At 57.8% G+C, this 21,239-nt stretch carries 20 protein-coding genes; 14 read left to right on the plus strand and 6 right to left on the minus strand.

Annotated elements, in window-relative coordinates; translation table 11 throughout:
* Positions 1-189: 189 nt before the first annotated feature.
* The 6 genes from J8G15_RS15180 to J8G15_RS15205 all read left to right on the plus strand — a co-directional run bounded on the left by J8G15_RS15180 (position 190) and on the right by J8G15_RS15205 (position 4,888).
* Positions 190-1,167, plus strand: coding sequence for a TRAP transporter substrate-binding protein (locus J8G15_RS15180; protein WP_210543103.1), 978 nt, complete (start codon positions 190-192; stop codon positions 1,165-1,167).
* A 78-nt stretch (positions 1,168-1,245) separates the two neighbouring features.
* Complete coding sequence (locus J8G15_RS15185) at positions 1,246-1,779, plus strand: TRAP transporter small permease (RefSeq protein ID WP_210543105.1); 534 nt, start codon at positions 1,246-1,248, stop codon at positions 1,777-1,779.
* Position 1,780: 1 nt separating this feature from the next.
* Positions 1,781-3,064: a TRAP transporter large permease gene (locus tag J8G15_RS15190; protein ID WP_210543107.1), complete on the plus strand. Its 1,284-nt coding sequence runs from the start codon at positions 1,781-1,783 to the stop codon at positions 3,062-3,064.
* Positions 3,065-3,069: 5 nt separating this feature from the next.
* Positions 3,070-4,146 carry a LacI family DNA-binding transcriptional regulator gene (locus J8G15_RS15195; RefSeq protein ID WP_210543109.1) on the plus strand — a complete coding sequence of 359 codons (1,077 nt, stop codon included), beginning with the start codon at positions 3,070-3,072 and terminating at the stop codon, positions 4,144-4,146.
* On the plus strand, positions 4,143-4,304 hold the full coding sequence (locus J8G15_RS15200) for a hypothetical protein (RefSeq protein WP_210543111.1): 162 nt from the start codon (positions 4,143-4,145) through the stop codon (positions 4,302-4,304). The genes J8G15_RS15195 and J8G15_RS15200 overlap by 4 nt, the downstream gene beginning before the upstream one ends.
* Positions 4,304-4,888, plus strand: coding sequence for an SDR family NAD(P)-dependent oxidoreductase (locus J8G15_RS15205; RefSeq protein WP_210543112.1), 585 nt, complete (start codon positions 4,304-4,306; stop codon positions 4,886-4,888). The genes J8G15_RS15200 and J8G15_RS15205 overlap by 1 nt, the downstream gene beginning before the upstream one ends.
* A gap of 287 nt (positions 4,889-5,175) precedes the next feature.
* Here J8G15_RS15205 and J8G15_RS15210 read toward each other — a convergent pair whose 3' ends face one another.
* The 3 genes from J8G15_RS15210 to J8G15_RS15220 all read right to left on the minus strand — a co-directional run bounded on the left by J8G15_RS15210 (position 5,176) and on the right by J8G15_RS15220 (position 9,929).
* Complete coding sequence (locus tag J8G15_RS15210; protein ID WP_210543113.1) at positions 5,176-7,413, minus strand: saccharopine dehydrogenase NADP-binding domain-containing protein; 2,238 nt, start codon at positions 7,411-7,413, stop codon at positions 5,176-5,178.
* Positions 7,414-7,459: 46 nt separating this feature from the next.
* Positions 7,460-8,716 carry an iron-containing alcohol dehydrogenase gene (locus J8G15_RS15215; RefSeq protein ID WP_210543114.1) on the minus strand — a complete coding sequence of 419 codons (1,257 nt, stop codon included), beginning with the start codon at positions 8,714-8,716 and terminating at the stop codon, positions 7,460-7,462.
* Positions 8,717-9,188: 472 nt separating this feature from the next.
* Positions 9,189-9,929: a transglutaminase family protein gene (locus J8G15_RS15220; protein WP_210543115.1), complete on the minus strand. Its 741-nt coding sequence runs from the start codon at positions 9,927-9,929 to the stop codon at positions 9,189-9,191.
* A 131-nt stretch (positions 9,930-10,060) separates the two neighbouring features.
* Between J8G15_RS15220 and J8G15_RS15225 the strand changes: the two genes are divergently transcribed.
* Entirely contained in the window at positions 10,061-11,290 is a 1,230-nt protein-coding gene (locus tag J8G15_RS15225) for an IS256 family transposase (RefSeq protein WP_210542233.1), read from the plus strand.
* Between the two features lie 60 nt (positions 11,291-11,350).
* Here J8G15_RS15225 and J8G15_RS15230 read toward each other — a convergent pair whose 3' ends face one another.
* From J8G15_RS15230 to J8G15_RS15240, 3 genes are all read right to left on the minus strand, one after another.
* Complete coding sequence (locus J8G15_RS15230; protein WP_210543116.1) at positions 11,351-11,536, minus strand: CsbD family protein; 186 nt, start codon at positions 11,534-11,536, stop codon at positions 11,351-11,353.
* A 583-nt stretch (positions 11,537-12,119) separates the two neighbouring features.
* Positions 12,120-12,983: an SHOCT domain-containing protein gene (locus J8G15_RS15235; RefSeq protein ID WP_210543117.1), complete on the minus strand. Its 864-nt coding sequence runs from the start codon at positions 12,981-12,983 to the stop codon at positions 12,120-12,122.
* A gap of 439 nt (positions 12,984-13,422) precedes the next feature.
* Positions 13,423-14,544, minus strand: coding sequence for a YeeE/YedE family protein (locus J8G15_RS15240; RefSeq protein ID WP_210543118.1), 1,122 nt, complete (start codon positions 14,542-14,544; stop codon positions 13,423-13,425).
* Positions 14,545-14,623: 79 nt separating this feature from the next.
* Here J8G15_RS15240 and soxC point away from each other — a divergent pair, with 79 nt between their 5' ends.
* The 7 genes from soxC to soxB all read left to right on the plus strand — a co-directional run bounded on the left by soxC (position 14,624) and on the right by soxB (position 21,230).
* Complete coding sequence (gene soxC / locus J8G15_RS15245; protein ID WP_210543120.1) at positions 14,624-15,994, plus strand: sulfite dehydrogenase; 1,371 nt, start codon at positions 14,624-14,626, stop codon at positions 15,992-15,994.
* Positions 15,978-17,084, plus strand: coding sequence for a c-type cytochrome (locus tag J8G15_RS15250; protein ID WP_210543121.1), 1,107 nt, complete (start codon positions 15,978-15,980; stop codon positions 17,082-17,084). The genes soxC and J8G15_RS15250 overlap by 17 nt, the downstream gene beginning before the upstream one ends.
* A gap of 82 nt (positions 17,085-17,166) precedes the next feature.
* Complete coding sequence (gene soxY, locus J8G15_RS15255) at positions 17,167-17,634, plus strand: thiosulfate oxidation carrier protein SoxY (protein WP_210543123.1); 468 nt, start codon at positions 17,167-17,169, stop codon at positions 17,632-17,634.
* 48 nt (positions 17,635-17,682) lie between these two features.
* On the plus strand, positions 17,683-17,994 hold the full coding sequence (gene soxZ / locus J8G15_RS15260; protein ID WP_210543124.1) for a thiosulfate oxidation carrier complex protein SoxZ: 312 nt from the start codon (positions 17,683-17,685) through the stop codon (positions 17,992-17,994).
* A 117-nt stretch (positions 17,995-18,111) separates the two neighbouring features.
* Complete coding sequence (gene soxA, locus J8G15_RS15265) at positions 18,112-18,810, plus strand: sulfur oxidation c-type cytochrome SoxA (RefSeq protein ID WP_370627550.1); 699 nt, start codon at positions 18,112-18,114, stop codon at positions 18,808-18,810.
* 12 nt (positions 18,811-18,822) lie between these two features.
* Positions 18,823-19,467 (plus strand): sulfur oxidation c-type cytochrome SoxX, encoded by a 645-nt coding sequence (gene soxX / locus J8G15_RS15270; protein ID WP_210543126.1) that lies wholly within the window; start codon positions 18,823-18,825, stop codon positions 19,465-19,467.
* Between the two features lie 20 nt (positions 19,468-19,487).
* Positions 19,488-21,230: a thiosulfohydrolase SoxB gene (gene soxB, locus J8G15_RS15275; protein WP_210543133.1), complete on the plus strand. Its 1,743-nt coding sequence runs from the start codon at positions 19,488-19,490 to the stop codon at positions 21,228-21,230.
* Positions 21,231-21,239 lie beyond the last annotated feature (9 nt).

Below are 21,239 nucleotides of genomic sequence, written 5' to 3' on the forward strand. Positions count from 1 at the left end.
GCCACCGTGAAACCGTGGTGCCATGCGCGACTCGGTATGCAGGGTAAATACTCATAGAGATCAATTTGTGTACCCTTACACTGAATTTAGTAAAACGGTACACCAGTGAGAATTGGATGTGCCACCGCCCCGGATATACCGGGAATTTTCCCAGCCGAGCTAACCGTCATAACAGACCAGGAGACAACCATGAAGTCATTGAAAAACTTGCGTCGCGCCACTCTTTGCGCCGCCCTCACCTTGCCGGCCGTATTGATGGCCCAAACCACACTGAAGATGTCCGACGTGCAGCCGGCTGGATATCCCAATGTCGTCGCCCTGGAGAACTTGGGCAAGAAGTTCGAAACAGCGACCAATGGCAAATACAAGTGGCAAATGTTCCCCGGTGGCGTGCTGGGTAGCGAGAAGGAAATGATTGAGCAGGCGCAGATTGGTGCTTTGCAGATTGCCGGCATCTCGCTTGGCCCAATGGGCCCCGTGGTGCCAGATGTCAATGTGTTCAACCTGCCCTTCTTGTTCCGCGACGAGGCCCACATGCGTGCCGTGATTGACGGCCCCATTGGCAGGGAAATTTTGGACAAAATCACTGCCAGCTCGGCACGCCTGGTTGGCCTGGGATGGATGGACAGCGGCTCCCGCAGCATGTACACCAAGAACCCCATCAAATCTCCTGAAGATTTGAAGGGTCAGAAAATTCGTGTCATGGGCAACCCGATGTTCATTGAAATGATGAACGCCATGGGCGGCAACGGCATCAGCATGGGTCACGGGGACACGTTCAGTGCCCTGCAGACCGGAGTGGTTGACGGCGCCGAGAACAATCCGCCCACATTCTTCGCCAGCAACCAGTACACCGCCGGGCCAAAGTTCTACTCGCAAACCACTCACCTCATCATTCCCGAACTGTTTGTGATGTCCAAGATCACCTGGGACAAGATGAGCAAGGATGAGCAGGCGCTGATGATGAAGTTGTCGCGCGAGGCACAAATGGAGCAACGTGCATTGTGGGACAAGTCGGTCGGTGATTACACGGCCAAGCTGAAGGCTTATGGCATCCAGTTTGTGACGCTCGACAAAAAACCCTTCTATGACGCGACAGCGCCAATGCGTGCGAAGTACGGTGTGCAGTTCGCCGACTTGATCAAGCGGATTGAAGCCGTCAAGTAAACAATCGCCCGAACGGGCTCGGCCGACCAGTCGAGCCCGTTCTCTTTCTCGTCAGCCCATGAAGCTGCAGGACACACCATGACAGAACAAATTCACCGTTGGCTTGATGCCGTTTATTTGGCATGCATCTGGATTTCAGGCATGGCCATTCTCTTGATGAGTTTGATCATTCCCTGGGGCATCTTTGCACGGTATGTGCTCGGAGCGGGCTCCAGTTGGCCTGAGCCCCTGGCGGTGCTGCTCATGGTGATCTTTACCTTTTTTGGTGCCGCCGCCACTTACCGGGCGGGCGGTCACATCGCCGTTGAAATGCTTACCAATATGCTGCCCACGCAGGCGCGGTATCTGTGTGAAAAACTGGTGGACTTGTTGATGATTGCCATCTGCTTGTTTGTCATGATTTGGGGCGGCAAGTTGTCCATGGAGATGATGCGTCAAGGCTTGGCGGAGCTGCCGTGGTTGGCCGTGGGCGTCACCTATCTGCCGCTTCCCATCGGCAGTTTTTTAACGCTGTTGTTTGTACTTGAGAACACCTTCTTCGGTTCTCAGAAAGATCGCGCCGTGGTCACGTATGACCATGAGTCCTCACAACCCCTCAACGAGGCTCTCTGACATGGACGCGTTTGTACTCCTGGGCAGTTTTGCCTTCCTCATGTTGGTCGGTATGCCAGTGGCGTTTGCGCTGGGCCTGTCGGCCGTGATTTGTGCGTGGTGGATTGATCTGCCGCTGGACGCCGTGACCATTCAAATGGCCAGTGGGGTGAACAAATTTTCTCTCCTGGCCATTCCTTGCTTTGTGTTGGCGGGCGCCATCATGGCAGAGGGCGGCATGGCGCGCCGGCTGGTGGCCTTTGCCGGCGTGTTGGTGGGATTTGTGCGGGGCGGTTTGTCGCTGGTCAACATTCTGGCATCGACCTTTTTCGGCACCATTTCCGGCTCCTCGGTGGCCGACACGGCGTCGATTGGGTCGGTATTGATTCCCGAAATGGAGAAGAACGGTTACCCGCGTTCCTTTGCCACCGCAGTCACCGTCAGTGGCTCGGTTCAGGCCATCCTGATTCCGCCCAGCCACAACGCGGTGATTTACTCCATGGCGGCAGGCGGTTCGGTGTCGGTGGCCGCCTTGTTTATGGCCGGTGTGTTGCCGGGCTTGTTGTTGGGTTTGAGCTTGTGCATTTATTGCCTGTATGTTGCGCGCAAGAAGAACTTCCCCAAAGGGCGGAGGATTCCAATGCGCGAGGCGCTGCACATTTGTACGGATGCCTTGTGGGGATTGATGACCATGTTCATCATCCTGGGCGGCATTTTGTCGGGCGTGTTCACCGCCACCGAGTCGGCCTCCATTGCCGTGTTGTGGGCCTTTTTTGTGACCATGTTCATCTACCGGGATTACAAATGGAGTGACCTGCCCAAACTGATGCACCGCACCGTCAACACGGTGTGCATCGTCATGATTTTGATTGGTTTTGCGGCCAGCTTTGGCTACATCATGACCTTGATGCCGATCCCGCTGAAGATCACCACAGCCATGACCTCTTTAAGCGACAACCGCTATGTGATTCTGGGATTGATCAATGTCATGTTGCTCGTCTTGGGCACTCTGATGGACATGGCGCCGCTAATCCTGATCTTGACACCAATTTTGTTACCGGTAATCACCTCGATCGGGATTGACCCGGTGCACTTTGGCATGATCATGCTTGTGAACCTCGGCATCGGATTGATCACGCCGCCGGTAGGTGCGGTGTTGTTTGTGGGCAGCGCTGTGGCCAAGCTCCCGATCGAGCAGGTAGTGAAATCCATGTGGCCATTCTTCATCATTCTGTTTTCAGTTTTGTTGCTGGTCACCTATGTGCCAAGCATCTCGCTATGGTTACCAAGATTGATGGGGGTTTGAGACAGATGACAAGAAGTACAACGGCCACCATAGAAGATGTCGCGCGACGCGCGGCGGTGTCGATCAGCACGGTCTCCAACGTCCTTAATGGTCGCCAGGCCCGCATGCGGCCAGAGACGCTGGAGCGCGTTCAGCAAGTCATTGCGGAACTTGATTTCCGGCCCAATCAATCGGCCAGGCGCCTGAAAACAGGCCATATCGCGATGATTGGTCTCTTGGTTCCGTCCATTGCCAACCCATTCTTTGGCGCGCTGGCGCGCTGGGTTGAAGAGACGGCGAACGAACGCGGCTACGGCGTGTTGCTGTGCAATACCCAGCGCAGTGCTGAGCGGGAGCAGGCCTATGCGCAGTCCTTCATGGCCCAAGGCATCAAAGGGGTGATTTTGGGCTCGTCCTTGCAGGCCCAGGACCATTTGGCCCCGTTGATCAGCAAGGGGCTGGCGGTGGTTAGCTTCGACCGCACGGCACAACTAAAGCCCTTGGCAATGGACTACGTCAGCCTGGACAACTTCCGCGCCGGCGCTATGGCGGCCGAACACCTCATAGCGTTGGGGCATCGCGACATTGTCTACGTGTCCGCCCCCCTGCGTTCGGTGAGCCGAGTGGCCCGGTTGGAAGGCGCCCGGGACGCCTGCGCCACCCACAAGGTCAAATTTGAGAGTCATGTTCGGGAGGTAACTCCGGGCCAGACTGAAATGGATATCGCTGAACTGGGACGGGCGGGCGGCGTGGCGCTTCACGCCAGGGGCACGAAAGCCACAGGCTTCATTGCCATGAACGACATGCTGGCCATTGGCTTGCTGGCCGGACTGCGGCAATGCAAGCTTCGGGTGCCTGACGACGTGTCGGTCATGGGCATTGACGACATGTTTCTGGGGGCCTATCTCAGCCCGGCGCTCAGCACCGTGCGGCAACCCATGCAGGAAATGGCCAGCGCCGCCGTCGAGCGGGTATTGGTGCGCCTGAAAGACAGTAACGAGCCCGCGCATGAACTGGTGTTCACGCCCGAGCTGGTTGTTCGTGAATCGACCGCGGCAAAGGGCCCGGTCAACAACTCAAACCCAGAAAGCAAACTCACATGACGCAATCAATCTCAACCACCTTTGTGACAGGTGGTGCCTCCGGTATTGGCGCTGCCATCGTTCGCGCCCACGCGGCGCGTGGTGACAACGTCGCATTCACCTACTGGTCCAGTGAAGCGAGGCCACGGCCCTCGTCGCAGAGCTGGGTGAGCGCGTAATGGCGGTCAAATCAGACGCCAATGATGAAGTCGCCGTGGCCCAGTCGTTTGCGCAGGCCGTGGACAAGTTTGGCAAGGTAGATTGCCTGGTGGCCAACACCGGCGGCCTGCTCGAGCGCGTGAAGTGCGTTGACATGACCCTGGATTTCTGGAACAAAGCCATGTCGCTCAACTCGACGAGCGTGTTTTTGAGCTGCCGCGAAGCGCTGCGCCACATGCTGCCGCGTGGCTCCGGCAACATTGTCATCATGTCGTCCCTGGCGGGGCACGACGGCGGCGGCCCGGGTGCCAGCCATTACAGCGCCGCCAAAGGCGCCATGCTGACCTACACCCGTGCCTTGGCCAAAGAAGTGGGTCCACACGGTGTGCGCGTCAACGCCATTGCGCCTGGCTTGATTGCCACCCGCTTTCACGACGATTTCAACACCCCGGCAGGGCGCGCAGCTCGCGTCGAACGCACACCCATGCGCCGCGAAGGCCAGCCTGAAGACGTGGCCAACGCCGCGCTGTACCTCACCTCACCGGGCGCCTCGTTCATCACCGGCGAGGTGATTGAGGTGAACGGCGGTATGGGGCTGTACTAAGAACTAGGGTGCTTGGTCAGGCCCACGAAAATCGCAGTGCAACATAGAAGCATATCTATTTGGACGTGACCAACCACCGGGGTGCCAGGGCGGAATGTTGGGCAAATGGTTGATGCCGACTATTCAGCCCGCATGCGCGCCGATGGGATGTGGGTGTGCCCGACTTGGCGAAAGAAGCGGGCATGACGGCCGCATTGGGCCCAAGGTTTTTTAGCAGAACGACAACCTAACGGCGTCACACAATCACTACACCCGACGGGATCTAGTCCATCGGGCTTGGCACCTTATCAGACCACTGCTGCCAATTTCTGGCGCCGAGTAGAAGTGGTTTTGGCGGGCGCTTTGGCGGCGGTGGCCTTCTTCGGCACCACTTTTTTGGCAACCGCCTTCTTCGCAACGACTTTCTTGGCGGGAGTCTTCTTGGTGCCGGAAGCGTCAGTTGACAAACTCTTCACTGCCGACTTGCTTGCCTTCGCCTTGACCGCGCTCGGCGCGTTCCAGGTCAGGCGGGCTTTTTGGGCCAGCTCAACCACCTTGGCAATGTCCCGGTCGGTGTAGACACCCTTGACACCAGAAATCGCGGAAAGTTTCATGCCGTGCTTGAGCCCGAGCTTGTAGATTTCCTTGACCTTCTCCCACTCAGTGTCTCGCCCGACGGTGAACACCTCGAATCGACCTTCTAGTGCCAGCACAATGGTTTCGGCCAAACAGGCATAAATCACGTTGGTCGGCAGCCCGATACTCTTCATGCCCTTGACTTTGGTCGGCAGCTCGATTTCGCCCGACTCAATCACCAGTACGTCGGGACGTTTCGCGACTTCGGAGGGGGGCAAGTCAAGTGGGCGCGCCACGTCGGTGATGACGCAGCCGGGCTTGACTTTCATGATGTCAAGAATCTTTTTGCCCGCGCCCGAGGTGGAGGTCACGATCATGTCCATGTCACCGAGCAACTCGTCATAGTTGGTTGAGGTCGTGACCTTGGCGCCCGGCGAGTCTTCAAGGATCGACGCTTTGAGTTCTTCGAGCTTTTTCAGGTCACGCCCTGCCAGCACCACTTCTTCGAAAGCCATCGCCAGCAAGCGCGCGCTCACCGAACCAATGGAGCCGGTGGCGCCAATTACCATGGTCTTGGCAGCCACTTTCTTGCCGTGTGCGCTGAGGTCGACCAGACCCATACGCCGCATGGCATCCGCTGCGGCCCACAGCGCGCCCGATGCCGAGTAACTGTTACCTGTGGTGATGGGCAGACTGGACCGGCGAGCAACCGTCACTCCAGCATCGCCGACCACCTTGGTGAATGCACCCAAGCCCATAATTTGCGCACCCAGTTTTTCGGCAATTCTGCTGGCATGAAGCAGACGACGGTAGGTGAATTCTGGGCTGCGTGCGAGCATTTCCTTGGGAGTACCCCCCACCGATATCAGCCAGCCTTCGGCCTCGGCGCCACTGGGTGAAATGATGTTCTCCATCTTGCAATACACCATGGGTGGCATGTGGGCTGCCAGCATCTCGACCTTGTCCATGACGAACTGGGGAGTCGCCTTTGGAATGGGAAAACCCTTGCGAATGTAGTCCTGGCTAAGCGGGTGAACGACGAATGCGAAGCGGCGGATATTCCGGAAATTGCCAGTCGGGTGAAGCAGCTGCGGGGTGATCTTGAGCTCGTTGAGGATCTCATCGAAGTCGTCGTCGCAGACTTCTTCGGGCGACTTCTCCAGCGCGGCCAGAATCATGGCTTCGAGCGTGTTGATGCCCACGACATTTTGAAACAGCCGGGGTGACACATCGACAACCAAATTGACCTTGCACTCCTTGAAAAATTCCAAACGTTCGTCATCCACCGCTGACGTAATCAAGGTCTTACCCTTGAGATTGGCGAGGTTGCCCACCGCCTTGATTTCCTCAAACGTGCCGACAACCACATGTGACTTCGCCACGGCGGCGCGGACGCGACCCTTTTTGAAACTGCTCAGCGCGGCTTCCAGCATTTGGCCAGTGCGGTTGTTCAAAACCAGTTCACTGCCTTTGGCGTACAGCTCAAGCTGCTCAATCGACCCGAGCAATGCCGGTGTACCCGTCTGAAAAATTGCGTCGGCAAAACTCAGGTTTTTGGTGTAGTCCGACATGGCCACGGCCATGTCGTAGTTGCGCATACCCGAGAGAAAAAGGACCATGTTGTTGTTGAAGTAGCTGCCCAACTCTTTTTGTACGTGCCGCACGGCGCGTACCTGTAGCAACCGGCGCAGGGTGGCGCCGGTGGTCACCGGAACGCGGGTAACGACATTGGTCAGACGCTCGGTTTCCTTGTTGACGACGGTGCGCAGGCCAACCTGATAGTGGTCGCTGCTTTCCCCCAGGCCGATCGCATCGGCACTGGCTTGTTGGCGGCGCATCAACTCCCAGGCCTTGCCGCTATCGCCGTCGGCACCCAGGCGCCGCACTGAAAACGAGTGACCTAAAAATTGGGTCTTGAACTCAAAATCCTGCTTGGATGAACCAAGCGATACCGTCACCACCTTCTTCATATCCGACTCCTCTTTTTAAATTGTTTGTGTTTGGCTACTTTATCAATCAGGCTGCTTTGCGCCGTCGCAGTGTCGTCTTGGCCTGCGCTGTCTTGGGCGGCAAGGCTTGGCGAATTATGTTTTCGCAAACTTGCTGGGACATATAGCGCGGAACCGGGTAGCCGGTGTGAGCTTCCCAACAGGCCGCTTTGGCCAGTGCCGGAATATCAGCCTCCTTCAGTGTTTCCAGCGAAGCTGGAATGTCCAGGTCGCGATTGAGCTGATCGACCCCGTCGAGGAACTTTTGAGCGAGAACATCCGTGTCTTCGTCATCAGTACCTAGCCTGGCGGCCACCGCCAAATGGGCCAACTTGTGGGCAATGGCGGGCGCCGAGTATTTCAGCACAAACGGCAGCATGATGGCATTCGCCAGTCCGTGAGGCGTGTGGTACTTACCGCCAAACTGATGCGCGATTGCGTGCACGTAGCCCACATTGGCACGGGTGAACGCGAAGCCCGCGTAAGTTGAGGCCAGCGCCATCTTTTCGCGCGCCTCCACGTTCTTGCCATCGCCGAAGGCGACCCGCAGGTTCTCAAAAATCAGCCCAACGGCCGAAAGCGCCATGCCGTCGGAATAGGACGTTTTCCAGTTGCCGACAAAGGCCTCCACCGCGTGGGTCAACGCATCAATTCCCGTCGCGGCTGTGATATGTGGTGGCAATCCGGTCATTAGCAGCGGATCCAGCGCGGCCATCTTGGGTACCATGCGCGGGTCGACGATCACCAGCTTCGTGTGATTTTCAGGATCTGAAATGACGGCGGCCACGGTCACCTCTGAGCCCGTTCCGGCGGTGGTCGGAACCGCATAAATTTTGATCGGAGTACGCAATCCCTTGAAATAGCCCGCCAACTGGCGCAGGGGTTTGGGGTTGGCTACCGCGACGGCGATGGCTTTGGATGCATCCATGGAGGAGCCGCCACCAAACGCCACAATGGCGTCGCAGTCATGTAACTTGAAGAACTCGATGCCTTTTTCAATCAAGGGGATTGGGGCGTCAGGCGTTATCTCGTCAAACACCACGAACTGCGCGCCGCCAGTTTCGAGGGCATGGGTCAAGGGTTTGAGTAAGCCGAGTTTGGAGATAACACTGTCGGTCACTATCAGTATCTTGCGATGACCAAAGCCGGCAATTGCCTGGCCTAGACGAGCGCTGGAGCCGGGGCCTACCAGCAGCGTCGGCTGGGGTATCGGGATGAAACGGGTCACTAGGCCTGCGCCACGCATCAATGCACTCAAGCCAGTCGCACGGACGGAATCACTCATCAGGTCGGATATCAAGAACGTTCTCCTTGGTAATTTTGCCAATTCTTTCAGGATACTATGGCTGCAAGAAAGAGGTTTGAGGTTTCACCTTAACTAATGATTGAAGCTTTGGGGGAAGAGGTTTTTAGGGGGAGTAGAAATCGCAAGCGCAATAACTCTTTGACATGCGGCGGTTCTGTTTAGGCGACTGTCGCGCTGGTGTGCCGCAAGAGCATATCGGCTAGGCCGGTTTACATCAGTGAATCGCCGCTCTGGCCAGGCTGCCGCTGGGCATTCGACGGCGTACCCAAACATGCAGGCATGGTAGACCGCCAGCTGAGTGTTTGCTTGGCCAAATACCTTCTGCAGGCATGGGCATCTGTGGGTTGCACCGTTTATTTGAGCCCGGCTGCAGAGGGCCATCCGTGCGCGCCAAGTGTCCATCACCCTGCATTGCCGAGCATGTTTTCTCTCACAGCGTGACCACCCGTATTCATCGAACCGGCGTCGCGGTTGGGTTCATCGACGTCATCGTGGCCGGGCCATAAATCATCGCGAAGGCGACGTCCTTGGCATCCCGTCCGCTGGCGATGCGCACCAGGTCGTCTAAATTTGACATGCGCGTCGCGTCGAAAATCACCCATCGACCACCCAAATAGGCTTCAAAAACGGCATGAAAGTCGGGCGGTGGCGTGTCGAAATTTGTATAGCCAGCGACCAGCCGCGCAGGGATGTTCAAGGCACGGCAGAAGGTCACCCCCAAGTGGGCGAAGTCCCGGCAGACACCGGCGCGCTGCGAAAACACGTCGCGTGCAGTGGTCGTGGCCGTCGAGGTACCAACCTGGTAGTCAATATGGGCGTGAATCCAGTCGCAGATAGCAATTACGCGCGCGTGTCCGGGTGGCATGCTGCCAAACAGCTTTTGCGCCGCATGCGAGAGCAAGTCCGACTCGCAATAACGCGTCGGCATCAGGTACTGCAGCACTTCGTCGGGCAATTGCCAAATCGGCACTTCGCCCGCGTTTAGGTCGTTGGCTTCGACGGTACGGCGCACGCTGGCTTGGTAGTGCAATTGGAAGATTCCCGACGCCACCTGCAACCGAGTACAGCGGTGCAATTCTGCCGGGTCGTTGTAGATATGCACGGGCATGGGCGGCGTCAGGGTCAGCGACTCAGACAACACAACCTGGTCACGCCCATTCAGCGCGTGAATCTGAAACACGAAGTCAGTCATGCCGTTAACCTCATAGGTGAGCAAGCAATCGACCAGGAATTCCTGACCGCCGGCCTGAGTGGGCGGAGGGTGTAAGAAGTTTTGTGTAAACGGTTATTTGGCAGGAAACTGCTGTCTTGCATGGAGCCGAGATGACCGTAGAGATGAAACCCTTACCCGCCGAGCTGATTGACGCCCTGTTGGCCGACTACAAAAAGCCCGAAGACCTGATTGGCCAGAATGGCCTCTTGACGCAGCTCACCAAAGCCTTGGTCGAGCGAGCTTTGCAAGCCGAATTGACCGGCCACCTGGGTCACGGCAAGAACCAGTTGGTTGCCAATGAAGCGGGCAACACCCGCAACGGGTGCAGCAAGAAAACGCTCAAAGGCGATTTTGGCCAGCTACCCATAGAAATCCCCCGTGACCGCGCCGGCACCTTCGAGCCCCAACTGATTGGCAAACACCAGACCCGCTGGAGCGGCTTTGACGACAAGATACTGTCGCTGTATGCCCGAGGCATGACGGTACGCGAGATTCAAGGCCATCTGCAGGAGATGTACGGCGCCGAAGTGTCTCCTACCCTGATTTCATCCGTGACCGACGCCGTCATGGACGAGGTCAAAGCCTGGCAGTCGCGCCCCTTGGAGGCGCTGTACCCCATCGTCTACATGGACTGCATTCACGTCAAGGTGCGCGACAACGGTACTGTGCGGGTCAAGGCCCTGTACTTGGCCATTGGCGTCAACCTGGACGGCCTCAAAGAGGTACTGGGCCTGTGGATGGCCCAAACCGAAGGGGCCAAGTTCTGGCTGCAGGTGGTGACTGAACTGAAGAATCGGGGCGTGGCTGACATCTTTATCGCCTGCGTAGATGGGCTCAAAGGTTTCCCTGACGCCATTGAGGCAGTCTTCCCCAAGGCGACGGTGCAGCTTTGCATTGTTCACATGGTGCGTCACAGCCTGAACTTCGTGGGGTGGAAACAGCGCAAGGAAGTCGCCGCGGATTTGCGGCTGATTTACGCTGCGCCCACTGAATCCGAAGCTGAGCGACAACTCACGGCATTCGAGGTCAAATGGGACGATTCCTTCGCTCCGATTGGGCGCTCCTGGCGGCGCAACTGGACACACTTGATACCGTTCTTTGAATACCCGCCAGACATCCGAAAAGTGATTTACACGACCAACGCCATTGAGTCCGTGAACATGAGCCTGCGCAAAATAACCAAGACCCGCGGCTCGTTCCCATCTGAGGACGCAGTGTTCAAGCTGTTCTATCTGGCACTGAACAACATCAGCCAGAAATGGACGATGCCGATTCGGGATTGGAAGGCTGCTCTGAACCGCTTTACCATTCAGTTTGACGAGCGCATGCCGCGCGTCTAACTTAACCGCCGTTTACACAAAATTCGGGACACCCTCCGTTGGGCGCCATCACATTTGCATTCATAGATTATGGGTCGCATCCGTGGCCAATGTCTTCGCGTTGCCAACAAGATGCTGGGCCTTGCCTTCGGCTTCCCGGATATGCCCCTTCACCTGTTGCGCCGTATTTCCGACGACCTTGCCGACTTGCGCCTGCACCTTGCCTGCCGCTTCTATGACAGCACCGTTAATCTGATCTTTGTTCATCGCGCGACCTCATGGGTTGTTCAAAAGACACGGGGGGACTCGCTGGCCCCCCTCCTGTCACGATAGCCCCGATGATTATCTGTGTCTGTGCGCTAGCGCACTCGACTGACTGCCAGGGGGGTGCGATTTATCCCTGCTTGAACCGCCCCACTGCCAAACTCGCGTGAATGGCAGTCCACACACTCGTGAGACCGGCTTCTCAGCGCACCTTGACCAACCGCAGACGGTCGCTTCCAGGGCACGACCACAAGCTGACAATGATGGCCCCGTCGAGAGCACCGCGGCAGGTCTCGCTCAGACTGCGGTGGCCTTGATATCCGCCAGATACCATTCACGACGAGTGTTCACTCGTTGCCGGCGACGGCCTTGGTGGGCTCCATTTCATCACGTGTGATTCGATCCGGTTCAAGGTGTCGTGCGGCGCTAGTAATGTCATGACTACCGTATGTCAACTCTGCATCGATCGCCTGCTTTGAGAGTTTGAATGACCGGTTGACAGGCAGGTTGGGGTTGGATGCGGTGTAAACAACGCAACCCTGAGCGCCTTTTCCTGTCAGCGTGCAGGCGTGGGCCGTCCAAAACCTTAAAGACGGCTCAGCAGCTCCGCCTTTTTGTCAGCGTATTCTTGCTCAGTCAAAAACCCCCGGCTTTGCAGGGCGGCGAGTTTTTCAATGCTGGCGAAAATATCGTGTGAACTGACCGACGAGGTCCCAGAGGTCCCTGAAGTTTTGGCGGGTGCGAAATCACTCTGCGGGTTGTTGTAACTGGGCGCGGGCGGCGGCGGTGTTGGCGCCAAGGGCGGCAGGCCATTGATGCTGACCACTGGCAAGCTCGACAAATCCACATAGCCATATTGACTGGAAAAAGTCACCGAGTAGCCGCCGCTTTGCTGCTGAGAGACGCCGCCAATTTGGTGATCCAGCGTGTCGTAAATGATGACCTGACCGTTGACTTCCATGGCGAGGCGACGCGCCTGTGAAAACCAGGCATAGCGCATGCCGTTTTGTCCACCCGAACTGTTAGGCCACTTCAAGTCCGGGCCCCACCAGTTGGCCTGTGCAGGCGCTGGGACAAACAGACTGTTGGCGTTGGTGTTCTCGCCCGAGCCGCCGCCAAAGCTGTTGTAAGACGTGTTGCCGTTCTGGGTCTGGCTCTGAAAGCTGCCGGTGCGCATCAACTCGGGCTGGTTCTGGATCAAACGGGACAACTCGGAACAAAGGTTGTCGACCCGGCCTTTGAGGTAGCCGTTGAACATGTCACCGACCATGGTCATGCCCCCTTGCATCCATTGGCCGGAACCACCGAACTCAGGGTGGCTGAATTGCGCCATGCTGCCGTTGCCGTTGATGACGGAGATGAGCATGCTTTGCACCGCATCAAAGCTGAAGCCGTGGCGTTGGGCGATATCTTGTACGGCACGGATGCCAGCGGGGGAGAGTTGTGCCATGAGTAACCCAGGTTGAGCAAAAAAAGGAGAGAAAACGACCGCGTTGCACGACCGTGAGACCCCTTCAATGTAGTTCATTCACCACTTTTGGGCTTCATTGGGTGATTATTGGGTTCAATGACGACGTCGCGCGGTGCGAATCAAGACACGCGCAAGCACCGTGATTGGACCGTCAGAGTCACTGAATGGGCTGGTCCGCCTTCAAGCATTTCGTGTGGCCGATTTAGCAAGGCGACTGCAAAAACCAGACCTGCCGGTGATGCGCTGCGGCCATGTCAGGCGGACGAAACCTGGTCTGACAATCCGCGCACCCGCAGTGCGCGTCACTCAGGTTGTCTCGAATTGCTATGGTATTGATAGTGCTTTGCGCATACCCAGCCTGCGCTGGTGGTCAATTTGACTGCTATTTTTTCAGAACGGAGCGACGCGAGCGGATCTGTTACGGCGTGTTGCGCTCCATTTGCCAGGTCTGAAAACGCAAGCCCAGCCAAGTGCCAAAGACAATGCCCGAGACCGCAAGACAAGCCCCTGCTGACAGCAACGACAAGCCGCTTACGCCCTGCCCAATGGAGCAGCCCATGGCGGTGATCCCCCCAAATCCCATCAATGCGCCGCCAACCAGGTGGTTCAGCATGTCTCTGGAATTTTGAAACGACTCGATGCGAAATTCTTTGCGTGCCAGCGCCAGCACAGCACTGCCCAGCAAGGTGCCCAGGCTCACCATGACACCATAGCTGAGTGTTGTATTGCGGTCAGACCACAGGGTGAGCAGGTCCAGGCTGTGCGCGATGGGCGCCGCAAACGTGAACGCCTCCGGCCGGTGCGAGTAGGTGCCCGCCCAGAGGGTCTCCAACGTCTCGGGGTGCTCCGGGATGTAGCCCACGTGGCCGGTCAGCCACCAGGCGACCACCACTAGCAGCCCAATCGCGCCGCCGGCCAGCCATTGCTGGCGATCCATGCTGTGGCGGTTTTTCCACCACCAAGGCGCTGACAACGCCAGCGCTGCGGCAAGCACCAGCCACCGCAACGCCGCCGCACCCAGGCCCAACACATGGGCCAGTATTGACCCCAAGTCTTGCGGAAAGGCCAACAGAATGCTGGTCGGGTCCAACAGGTTCACCCGCACTTCGGACAAGACCCCCCGCAGGGTCATTTGTGCCGTGACCCCCGCCACCAAGAGCGTCACCAAGGCTTTCAAGCTGCCGCTACCAAGCTTCACCAGATTGCGCTGCGGGCAACCCGAGGCCAACACCATGCCAATCCCAAACAAGGTGCCGCCCACCAGGTAGGACAGCCATAAAAGCCGATTGCTCCACGCCAGGGTGTGCGTGGCATCCAACAGGCCAGCTTGCATCAGCAGCAAAGAACCCACGGCCGCGACGGCTACCGCCAACGCCCACATCATCAGACGGCTGGTGCCCCGGTAGGCGAACCAGTCAGCCAATGCCCCCATGGTGCAAAAGCGCGAGACCTGAGCGATTGCACCCAGTGCCAGCCCCAAGACGAGGCCGCCCCAAATAACCGCTTGCGTGGCATCTTGAGGATTGAGTGGAAATTGCATCCGCGCACTGTAGCGCAGCGCGCCGGTTGCAGGGTTTTCCCTATATTGCAAATATCAGTATCTATTTATATTAGCCAATATGAATAAGATAAATTCAGAAAATGTCCAAGCAGGGCGTCTGGTCAAGGCCCCTGAAAATTTTCTTGCCCCGCAAGACGTTCAGCATGTCTTTAAAGCACCAGCCACTGCGCGCCGGGACTTTCTCCGCAAAGCATTTGCTGCTGCGGGCATGGCTGCTGCCGCGCCCGCCATGGCCCAAACCAGTTCTGCTGGCGATGCCAACATCCTCAACCTGCCGGAGCACTCGCGCGGATTGGGTCGGCCGGTCGCCAATGACGGCTACGGCAAGCCGTCCACCTTCGAGGGCAATGTGCAGCGGCGCACCAGCCCGGGGCTGACACAAACCACGCAGGCTTCAGTCTCGTTTGCGCCCTTGCAGTCGCTGTTTGGCATCGTGACCCCCAGTGGGCTGCACTTTGAGCGCCACCATCAGGGCTGGTGGGACATTGATCCCTCCAAGCACCGTCTGATGCTCAACGGCTCCGACGAAAAAATCATGCGCACGCCGATGGTGTTCACCATGGACGAACTGATGCGCTTGCCGTCCGTGAGCCGCTTTCACTTCATCGAGTGCGGTGCCAATACCGGCATGGAGTGGGGCAATGTGGCCGTGCCCACCTGCCAGTACACCCACGGCATGCTCAGCTGTAGCGAGTTCACTGGCGTGCCGCTCAAGCTCTTGCTGGATCGTGCCGGCGTGGACTACAAGCGCGCTCGTTATGTGTTGGCCGAAGGGGCAGATGGCTCTTCCATGACCCGCACCGTGCCCATGGAGTTGGTTGAGAGCGGTGAGGTCATCGTGGCTTACGGACAAAACGGTGAAATGTTGCGTCCGGAAAATGGTTACCCCCTGCGGCTGGTCGTGCCAGGGGTTCAAGGTGTCAGCTGGGTCAAATACCTGCGACGCATCGAAGTGGGCGACCAGCCCTACGGCGCCAAAGACGAGTCCATTCACTATGTTGACCTTATGCCTTCCGGCCAGCATCGCCAGTACACCAGCACCCAGGAGTGCAAGAGTGTGGTGACCACGCCATCGGGCGGTCAATTGTTGATGGATAAGGGCTTCTATAACGTGAGCGGCCTGGCCTGGTCCGGGCGCGGCAAGGTCGCTCGGGTTGACGTGTCTGTGGACGGGGGGAGAAATTGGCGAAAGGCACGGCAGGAGACGCCGGTGTTGAACAAGTGCTTGACCCGCTTCAACCTGGACTGGGTGTGGGACGGCAAGCCGGCACTCATCCAGAGCCGGGCCACCGATGACACTGGCTATGTGCAACCGGACAAACGCCAACTGCGCGCCGTGCGCGGGACCCGCTCGATCTATCACAACAATGCGATACAGACCTGGCTGGTGCAGGAAAACGGCGAGGTGAAAAATGTTCAGATCTCTTAACTCGGCGCGCAACCAAGCAGTGGTCAGCCTGGCGTGTCTGGGCGCCCTGCTGAGTTTCAACGCATTCGGCGACACCTCTTTTTCCGGCATTGGGCGGACCGCGACACCGCAAGAAGTAGCCGCTTGGGACATTGATGTCAGACCCGACTTCAAAGGGCTTCCTGCAGGCCAGGGTTCGGTCGCCCAGGGCATGGTGGTTTGGGAAGGAAAATGCGCCAGTTGCCACGGCGTGTTTGGCGAAAGCAACCAGACGTTTTCCCCTTTGGTGGGGGGCACTACGGCGCAAGACATTCAGAGTGGCCATGTGCAGCGTTTGAACGACCCCGCGTACCCGGGCCGCACGACGTTGATGAAGGCGTCCACACTGTCGACCTTGTGGGACTACATCAACCGTGCCATGCCATGGACTGAGCCAAAGTCCTTGACCACGAACGAAGTCTATGCCGTGGTGGCTTACCTGCTCAATCTGGGAAACATCGTCCCCGAGGACTTGGTGCTGTCCAATTCCAACATGGCACAGGTGCAAAAACTTTTGCCCAACAGGAACGGTATGACGACCGACCACGGCCTGTGGCCAGGAAAGTTGATCGGCAACGGGGGCAAGCCCGACGTCAAGGCCGTCGCCTGCATGAAGGATTGCAACACGGACGTGGCGATTAAATCCTCATTGCCGGATTTTGCGCGCAACGCCCACGGGAACCTTGCAGAGCAAAACCGGATAGTGGGTGCGCAACACGGCGTGGATACCACCCTTGCGCCCGCAGCGACCATGGCGCAGGCCCGCGCCACTGCTGACAGTAGCAAGCCTGCGCTGCCTGTCGTAAAAACGGCATCGGCGGCGGCCATTGCGTTGACCAAAACCTACAGCTGTGTGGCCTGTCACGGTGTGGATGCCCGAATTGTGGGCCCGTCATTCAAGGAAATTGGCAAGAAATATGAGAGTCGCGCTGATGCGGTGACCTACCTAGAAGGAAAGATACGCGCGGGTGGCTCTGGAGTTTGGGGAGATATACCCATGCCTCCCCAAAGCTTGAAAGGTGTGGAGGCCACTGCGATCGCGAAGTGGTTGATCGCCGGCTCACCCAAATGACCTCGACGATCCCTCGCCATCCGCTCTTTCCGCGACTTATCACCCGCTCAAATTAACGCATTCAGTGACCCAGGAGACTTTGATGAAAAACCGTAGAGAACTGTTATCACAATCCGCCCAATTGACCGCCATGATGGCGACATTGAGCCTGTTGCCCCGTGCTGCGCAAGCTCAGGTCGCGGGGTACAACACAGCGGCCTTCGATGCAAAAAACATGGCCGATCTCATGAAGGCCCTAGGCGGCAGTGCCCCTGCTGAAAGCAAGGACGTGACTATCACTGGTCCTGACATTGCCGAGAACGGTGCGGTGGTCCCAGTGGGCGCGTCCACCGCGCTTCCAGGCGTCAAGCGCTTGTTGCTGTTGGTTGAAAAGAATCCGACCATGCTGTCTGCCATGTTCGATGTCACCGACGCCGTGGAGGCTAATTTTTTGACACGCGTCAAGATGGGGCAGTCATCCAACGTGTTTGCCGTCGCCATGATGGCTGACGGAAAAGTGCTTTACGCCGTCAAAGAAATCAAGGTCACCTTGGGAGGCTGTGGCGGCTAACGCTGGCGCCCGCCCTTATTCCATTCATCATTCATTGAGGAGAACAACATGGCAGATCCGATGCGCATTCGTGCACAGTCAGCAGGTGACAAGGCAACCATTCGCGTGCTGATGAGCCACGAAATGGAGACCGGTCAACGCAAAGACGGCGCCGGCAAAATTATTCCCGCTTGGCACATTCAGGAGGTGGTCGCGGCTCTGAACGGGAAGACCGTGATGACGGCCCAGTGGGGGCCCTCTGTGGCCAAAAATCCGTTCCTGCAATTCAACGTTCGGGGCGCCAAAGCGGGTGACAAAGTCACCATATCCTGGACCGATAACAAAGGCGACAAGCGCACTGACGAAGCCACTGTTTCCTAAAGGAGGACGACCATGCGAACACCCTTCAAACTGCTTGTCATTGCGGCTTGTGCCATCTCAACTGTTGTCTTTGCGCAGTCAAAATCGGCGGCTGACGCCATCAATGAATACCGTGCCATGTTGGCCGACGGCAACCCCGCTGAGCTCTTTGAGGCCAAGGGGGAGGAGTTGTGGAAGTCCAAACGGGGTCCGAAAGCCGCCACCCTGGAGCAATGCAACCTGGGCAAGGGACCGGGCGTCGTCAAGGGGGCCTTCGTGGAGTTGCCACGCTGGTTCGCGGACACCGCCAAGGTGCAAGACCTGGAGTCCCGGCTGTTGACCTGCATGGAGAACTTTCAAGGCTTTGATGCCAAAGCCATAGCCAACACGCCATTCGGAAAAGGCGAGCAGGCCAATATGTCTGCGCTGGTGGCCTGGATTTCCGCCGAGTCCAAAGGCATGCGTTTCAATCTGCCACAAGCCCATGCGCAAGAGCAAAAGAACTACGAACTGGGCAAGCGTGCGTTTTATTACCGCGGCGGCTCGCATGACTTTTCTTGTGCGTCCTGCCACGGTGAGTCGGACAAACGCATTCGCATGCAAGATCTGCCAAACCTCACTGGAAACCCGGGCGACGGGGTTGGCTTTGCCGCCTGGCCCGCCTACCGGCTGAGCAACGGGCAGCTGTGGGGCATGCAGCAGCGCCTGAACGACTGCTTCCGCCAGCAACGCTTTCCTTACCCTGGTTTCGCCTCGGATGTCACCATTGCCTTGGGTGTCTTCATGGGCGTCAACGCGAAAGGTGCAGAGTCTGTTGCACCTGCCCTCAAACGCTAAAGGACTCCTGTCATGAAATCAAAAACTTTTGTTTGGGGTGCGGCGGCTATCGTGCTGGCTGGTTGTGCCTCCGTGGCGCCCGCGCCTGACTATGGCGCCATGGTTTCCGAAATGATGCGCAACTCGTTCCGCGATGAAGGCATCGCCAAGACCGATCGTTTGGTGCAAGACCCTGCCAACGCGGCCTGTTCTCAGGCGATGGGGGCAGACTTGCCCGCAGACGTGGCGAGCTCGATCGAGAAGGACGCGATGAAAACCGTTCGCTTTCCGGCAGACGGGAAATTCATTGGCGACTGGCGCGAAGGAGAGAAGTTGGCGCAAAACGGTCGCGGCATGACCTGGACCGATAAATCCACCGCAACCAGTGCCAATGGTGGAAACTGCCTGAATTGCCACCAGGTCACCAAGGAGGAAATCTCGTTTGGAACGATTGGACCCAGTCTCTACCAGTTCGGCAAAAACCGCGGCGTGACCGATGTGCAAAGCGCTGAGGCACGTCCCATAGTCGAATACACCTGGGGCAAGATCTACAACCCCCGGGCGACCAATGCTTGCTCTAACATGCCTCGGTTTGGCCACGCAGGCTTGCTGGATGAGACTCAGATGAAAGACTTGATGGCGCTGTTGCTGGACCCCAAGTCGCCCGTCAACCAATAAGCTCAACAGGTCGCTGCGACATGAACCTTTCCAAACGTGAATTCATCCAGTTGCTGGGCGCTGCCTCAGCGGCGGGCCTGCCGCTGAGTCGTTTTGCCAATGCCGATGCGGCCACGGCACAGAAGGGCTTGTACGACATTCCGTCGTTTGGCAATGTGTCGCTGCTGCACATGACGGACTGCCATGCGCAGCTCATGCCCATTCACTTTCGTGAACCCAGCGTGAACATGGGCGTAGGTGACATGCGGGGCCAACTGCCGCACCTTGTGGGGGACAACCTGCTGAAGGCGGCCGGTATCTGGCCTGGCACGGCCCAAGCCCATGCTTTCACGAACATCGACTTTGCCAAAGCGGCTCGCCGCTACGGCAAGGTCGGTGGTTTCGCCCATCTTGCGACCTTGGTCAAGCAGCTCAAAGGCAGTCGCCCCGGTGCTTTGTTGCTTGATGGCGGCGACACTTGGCAGGGATCGGCCACGTCGTTGTGGACCCAGGCGCAAGACATGGTTGATGCCTCCAAGCTGCTGGGCGTGGACGTGATGACCGGGCATTGGGAGTTCACCTACGGCATGGAGCGCGTCAAGGAAATTGTCGAAAAAGACTTTGCCGGCTCGATTGACTTTATTGCCCAGAACATCAAGACCAATGACTTTGGCGACCCGGTATTCAAACCCTATATCCTGCGCCAGATCAACGGTGTCTCGGTTGCCATCATTGGACAGGCCTTTCCCTACACGCCGATTGCCAACCCTCGCTACATGGTGGCAGACTGGACCTTCGGCATTCAGGACGACAACCTGCAAAAGATGGTTGACGAGGTCCGTGCCAAGGGCGCGAAACTTGTTGTCGTGCTGTCGCACAACGGCATGGATGTCGATCTGAAAATGGCATCGCGCGTGCGTGGTGTGGATGCCATTTTTGGCGGCCACACCCATGACGGTGTACCCATTGCCGTGCCGGTTTCCAACGCGGGCGGAAAAACCTTGGTGACCAATGCAGGAAGCAATGGCAAGTTCTTGGCCGTCATGGATTTCGAGGTCGGAAGCAGCGGCGTGAGCGACTTCCGCTACCGTCTGTTGCCGGTCTTTTCCAACCAAATTCCCGCAGACCCGGCCATGACCGCGCTGATTGAAAAAATTCGGTTGCCCTACGCCAGCCAATTGGCCGAAAAGCTGGCGGTGACCGACGGCTTGCTGTACCGCCGTGGCAACTTCAATGGCAGCTGGGATCAGCTGGTGTGCGATGCGCTGATGGATGTACAGGGCGCAGACATTGCGCTGAGTCCGGGCTTCCGGTGGGGCACCACGCTGTTGCCGGGCGACACGATTACCCGGGAATTGATGATGGACCAACTGGCCATTACCTACCCGTACGCCACGCTGACCACGATGACCGGTGAGGCCATCAAGACGATCCTCGAAGATGTGGCCGACAACCTTTTCAATCCCGATCCTTATTACCAACAGGGTGGTGATATGGTACGGGTCGGCGGCCTTTCCTACACCTGTGAACCCACTCAAAAGATGGGGCAGCGCATCACCCGGTTGACGGTCGCCGGCAAGCCATTGGAGGCGTCAAAAACCTACAAGGTGGCCGGATGGGCACCGGTTGCGGAAGCGGCGCGCACGGCACCTGGCAACAAACCGATCTGGGACGTCGTTGAGACGTGGCTCAAGTCCCAGCCGGGCGGCCATGTCAAAGCCCGAACCATCAATACGCCAACCCTGTTGGGTATGGCGGGCAACCCTGGATTGGCTCGCAGCTGATTGAGCGGC

This window comes from Rhodoferax sp. PAMC 29310 (assembly GCF_017948265.1).
GTDB lineage: Bacteria > Pseudomonadota > Gammaproteobacteria > Burkholderiales > Burkholderiaceae_C > Rhodoferax.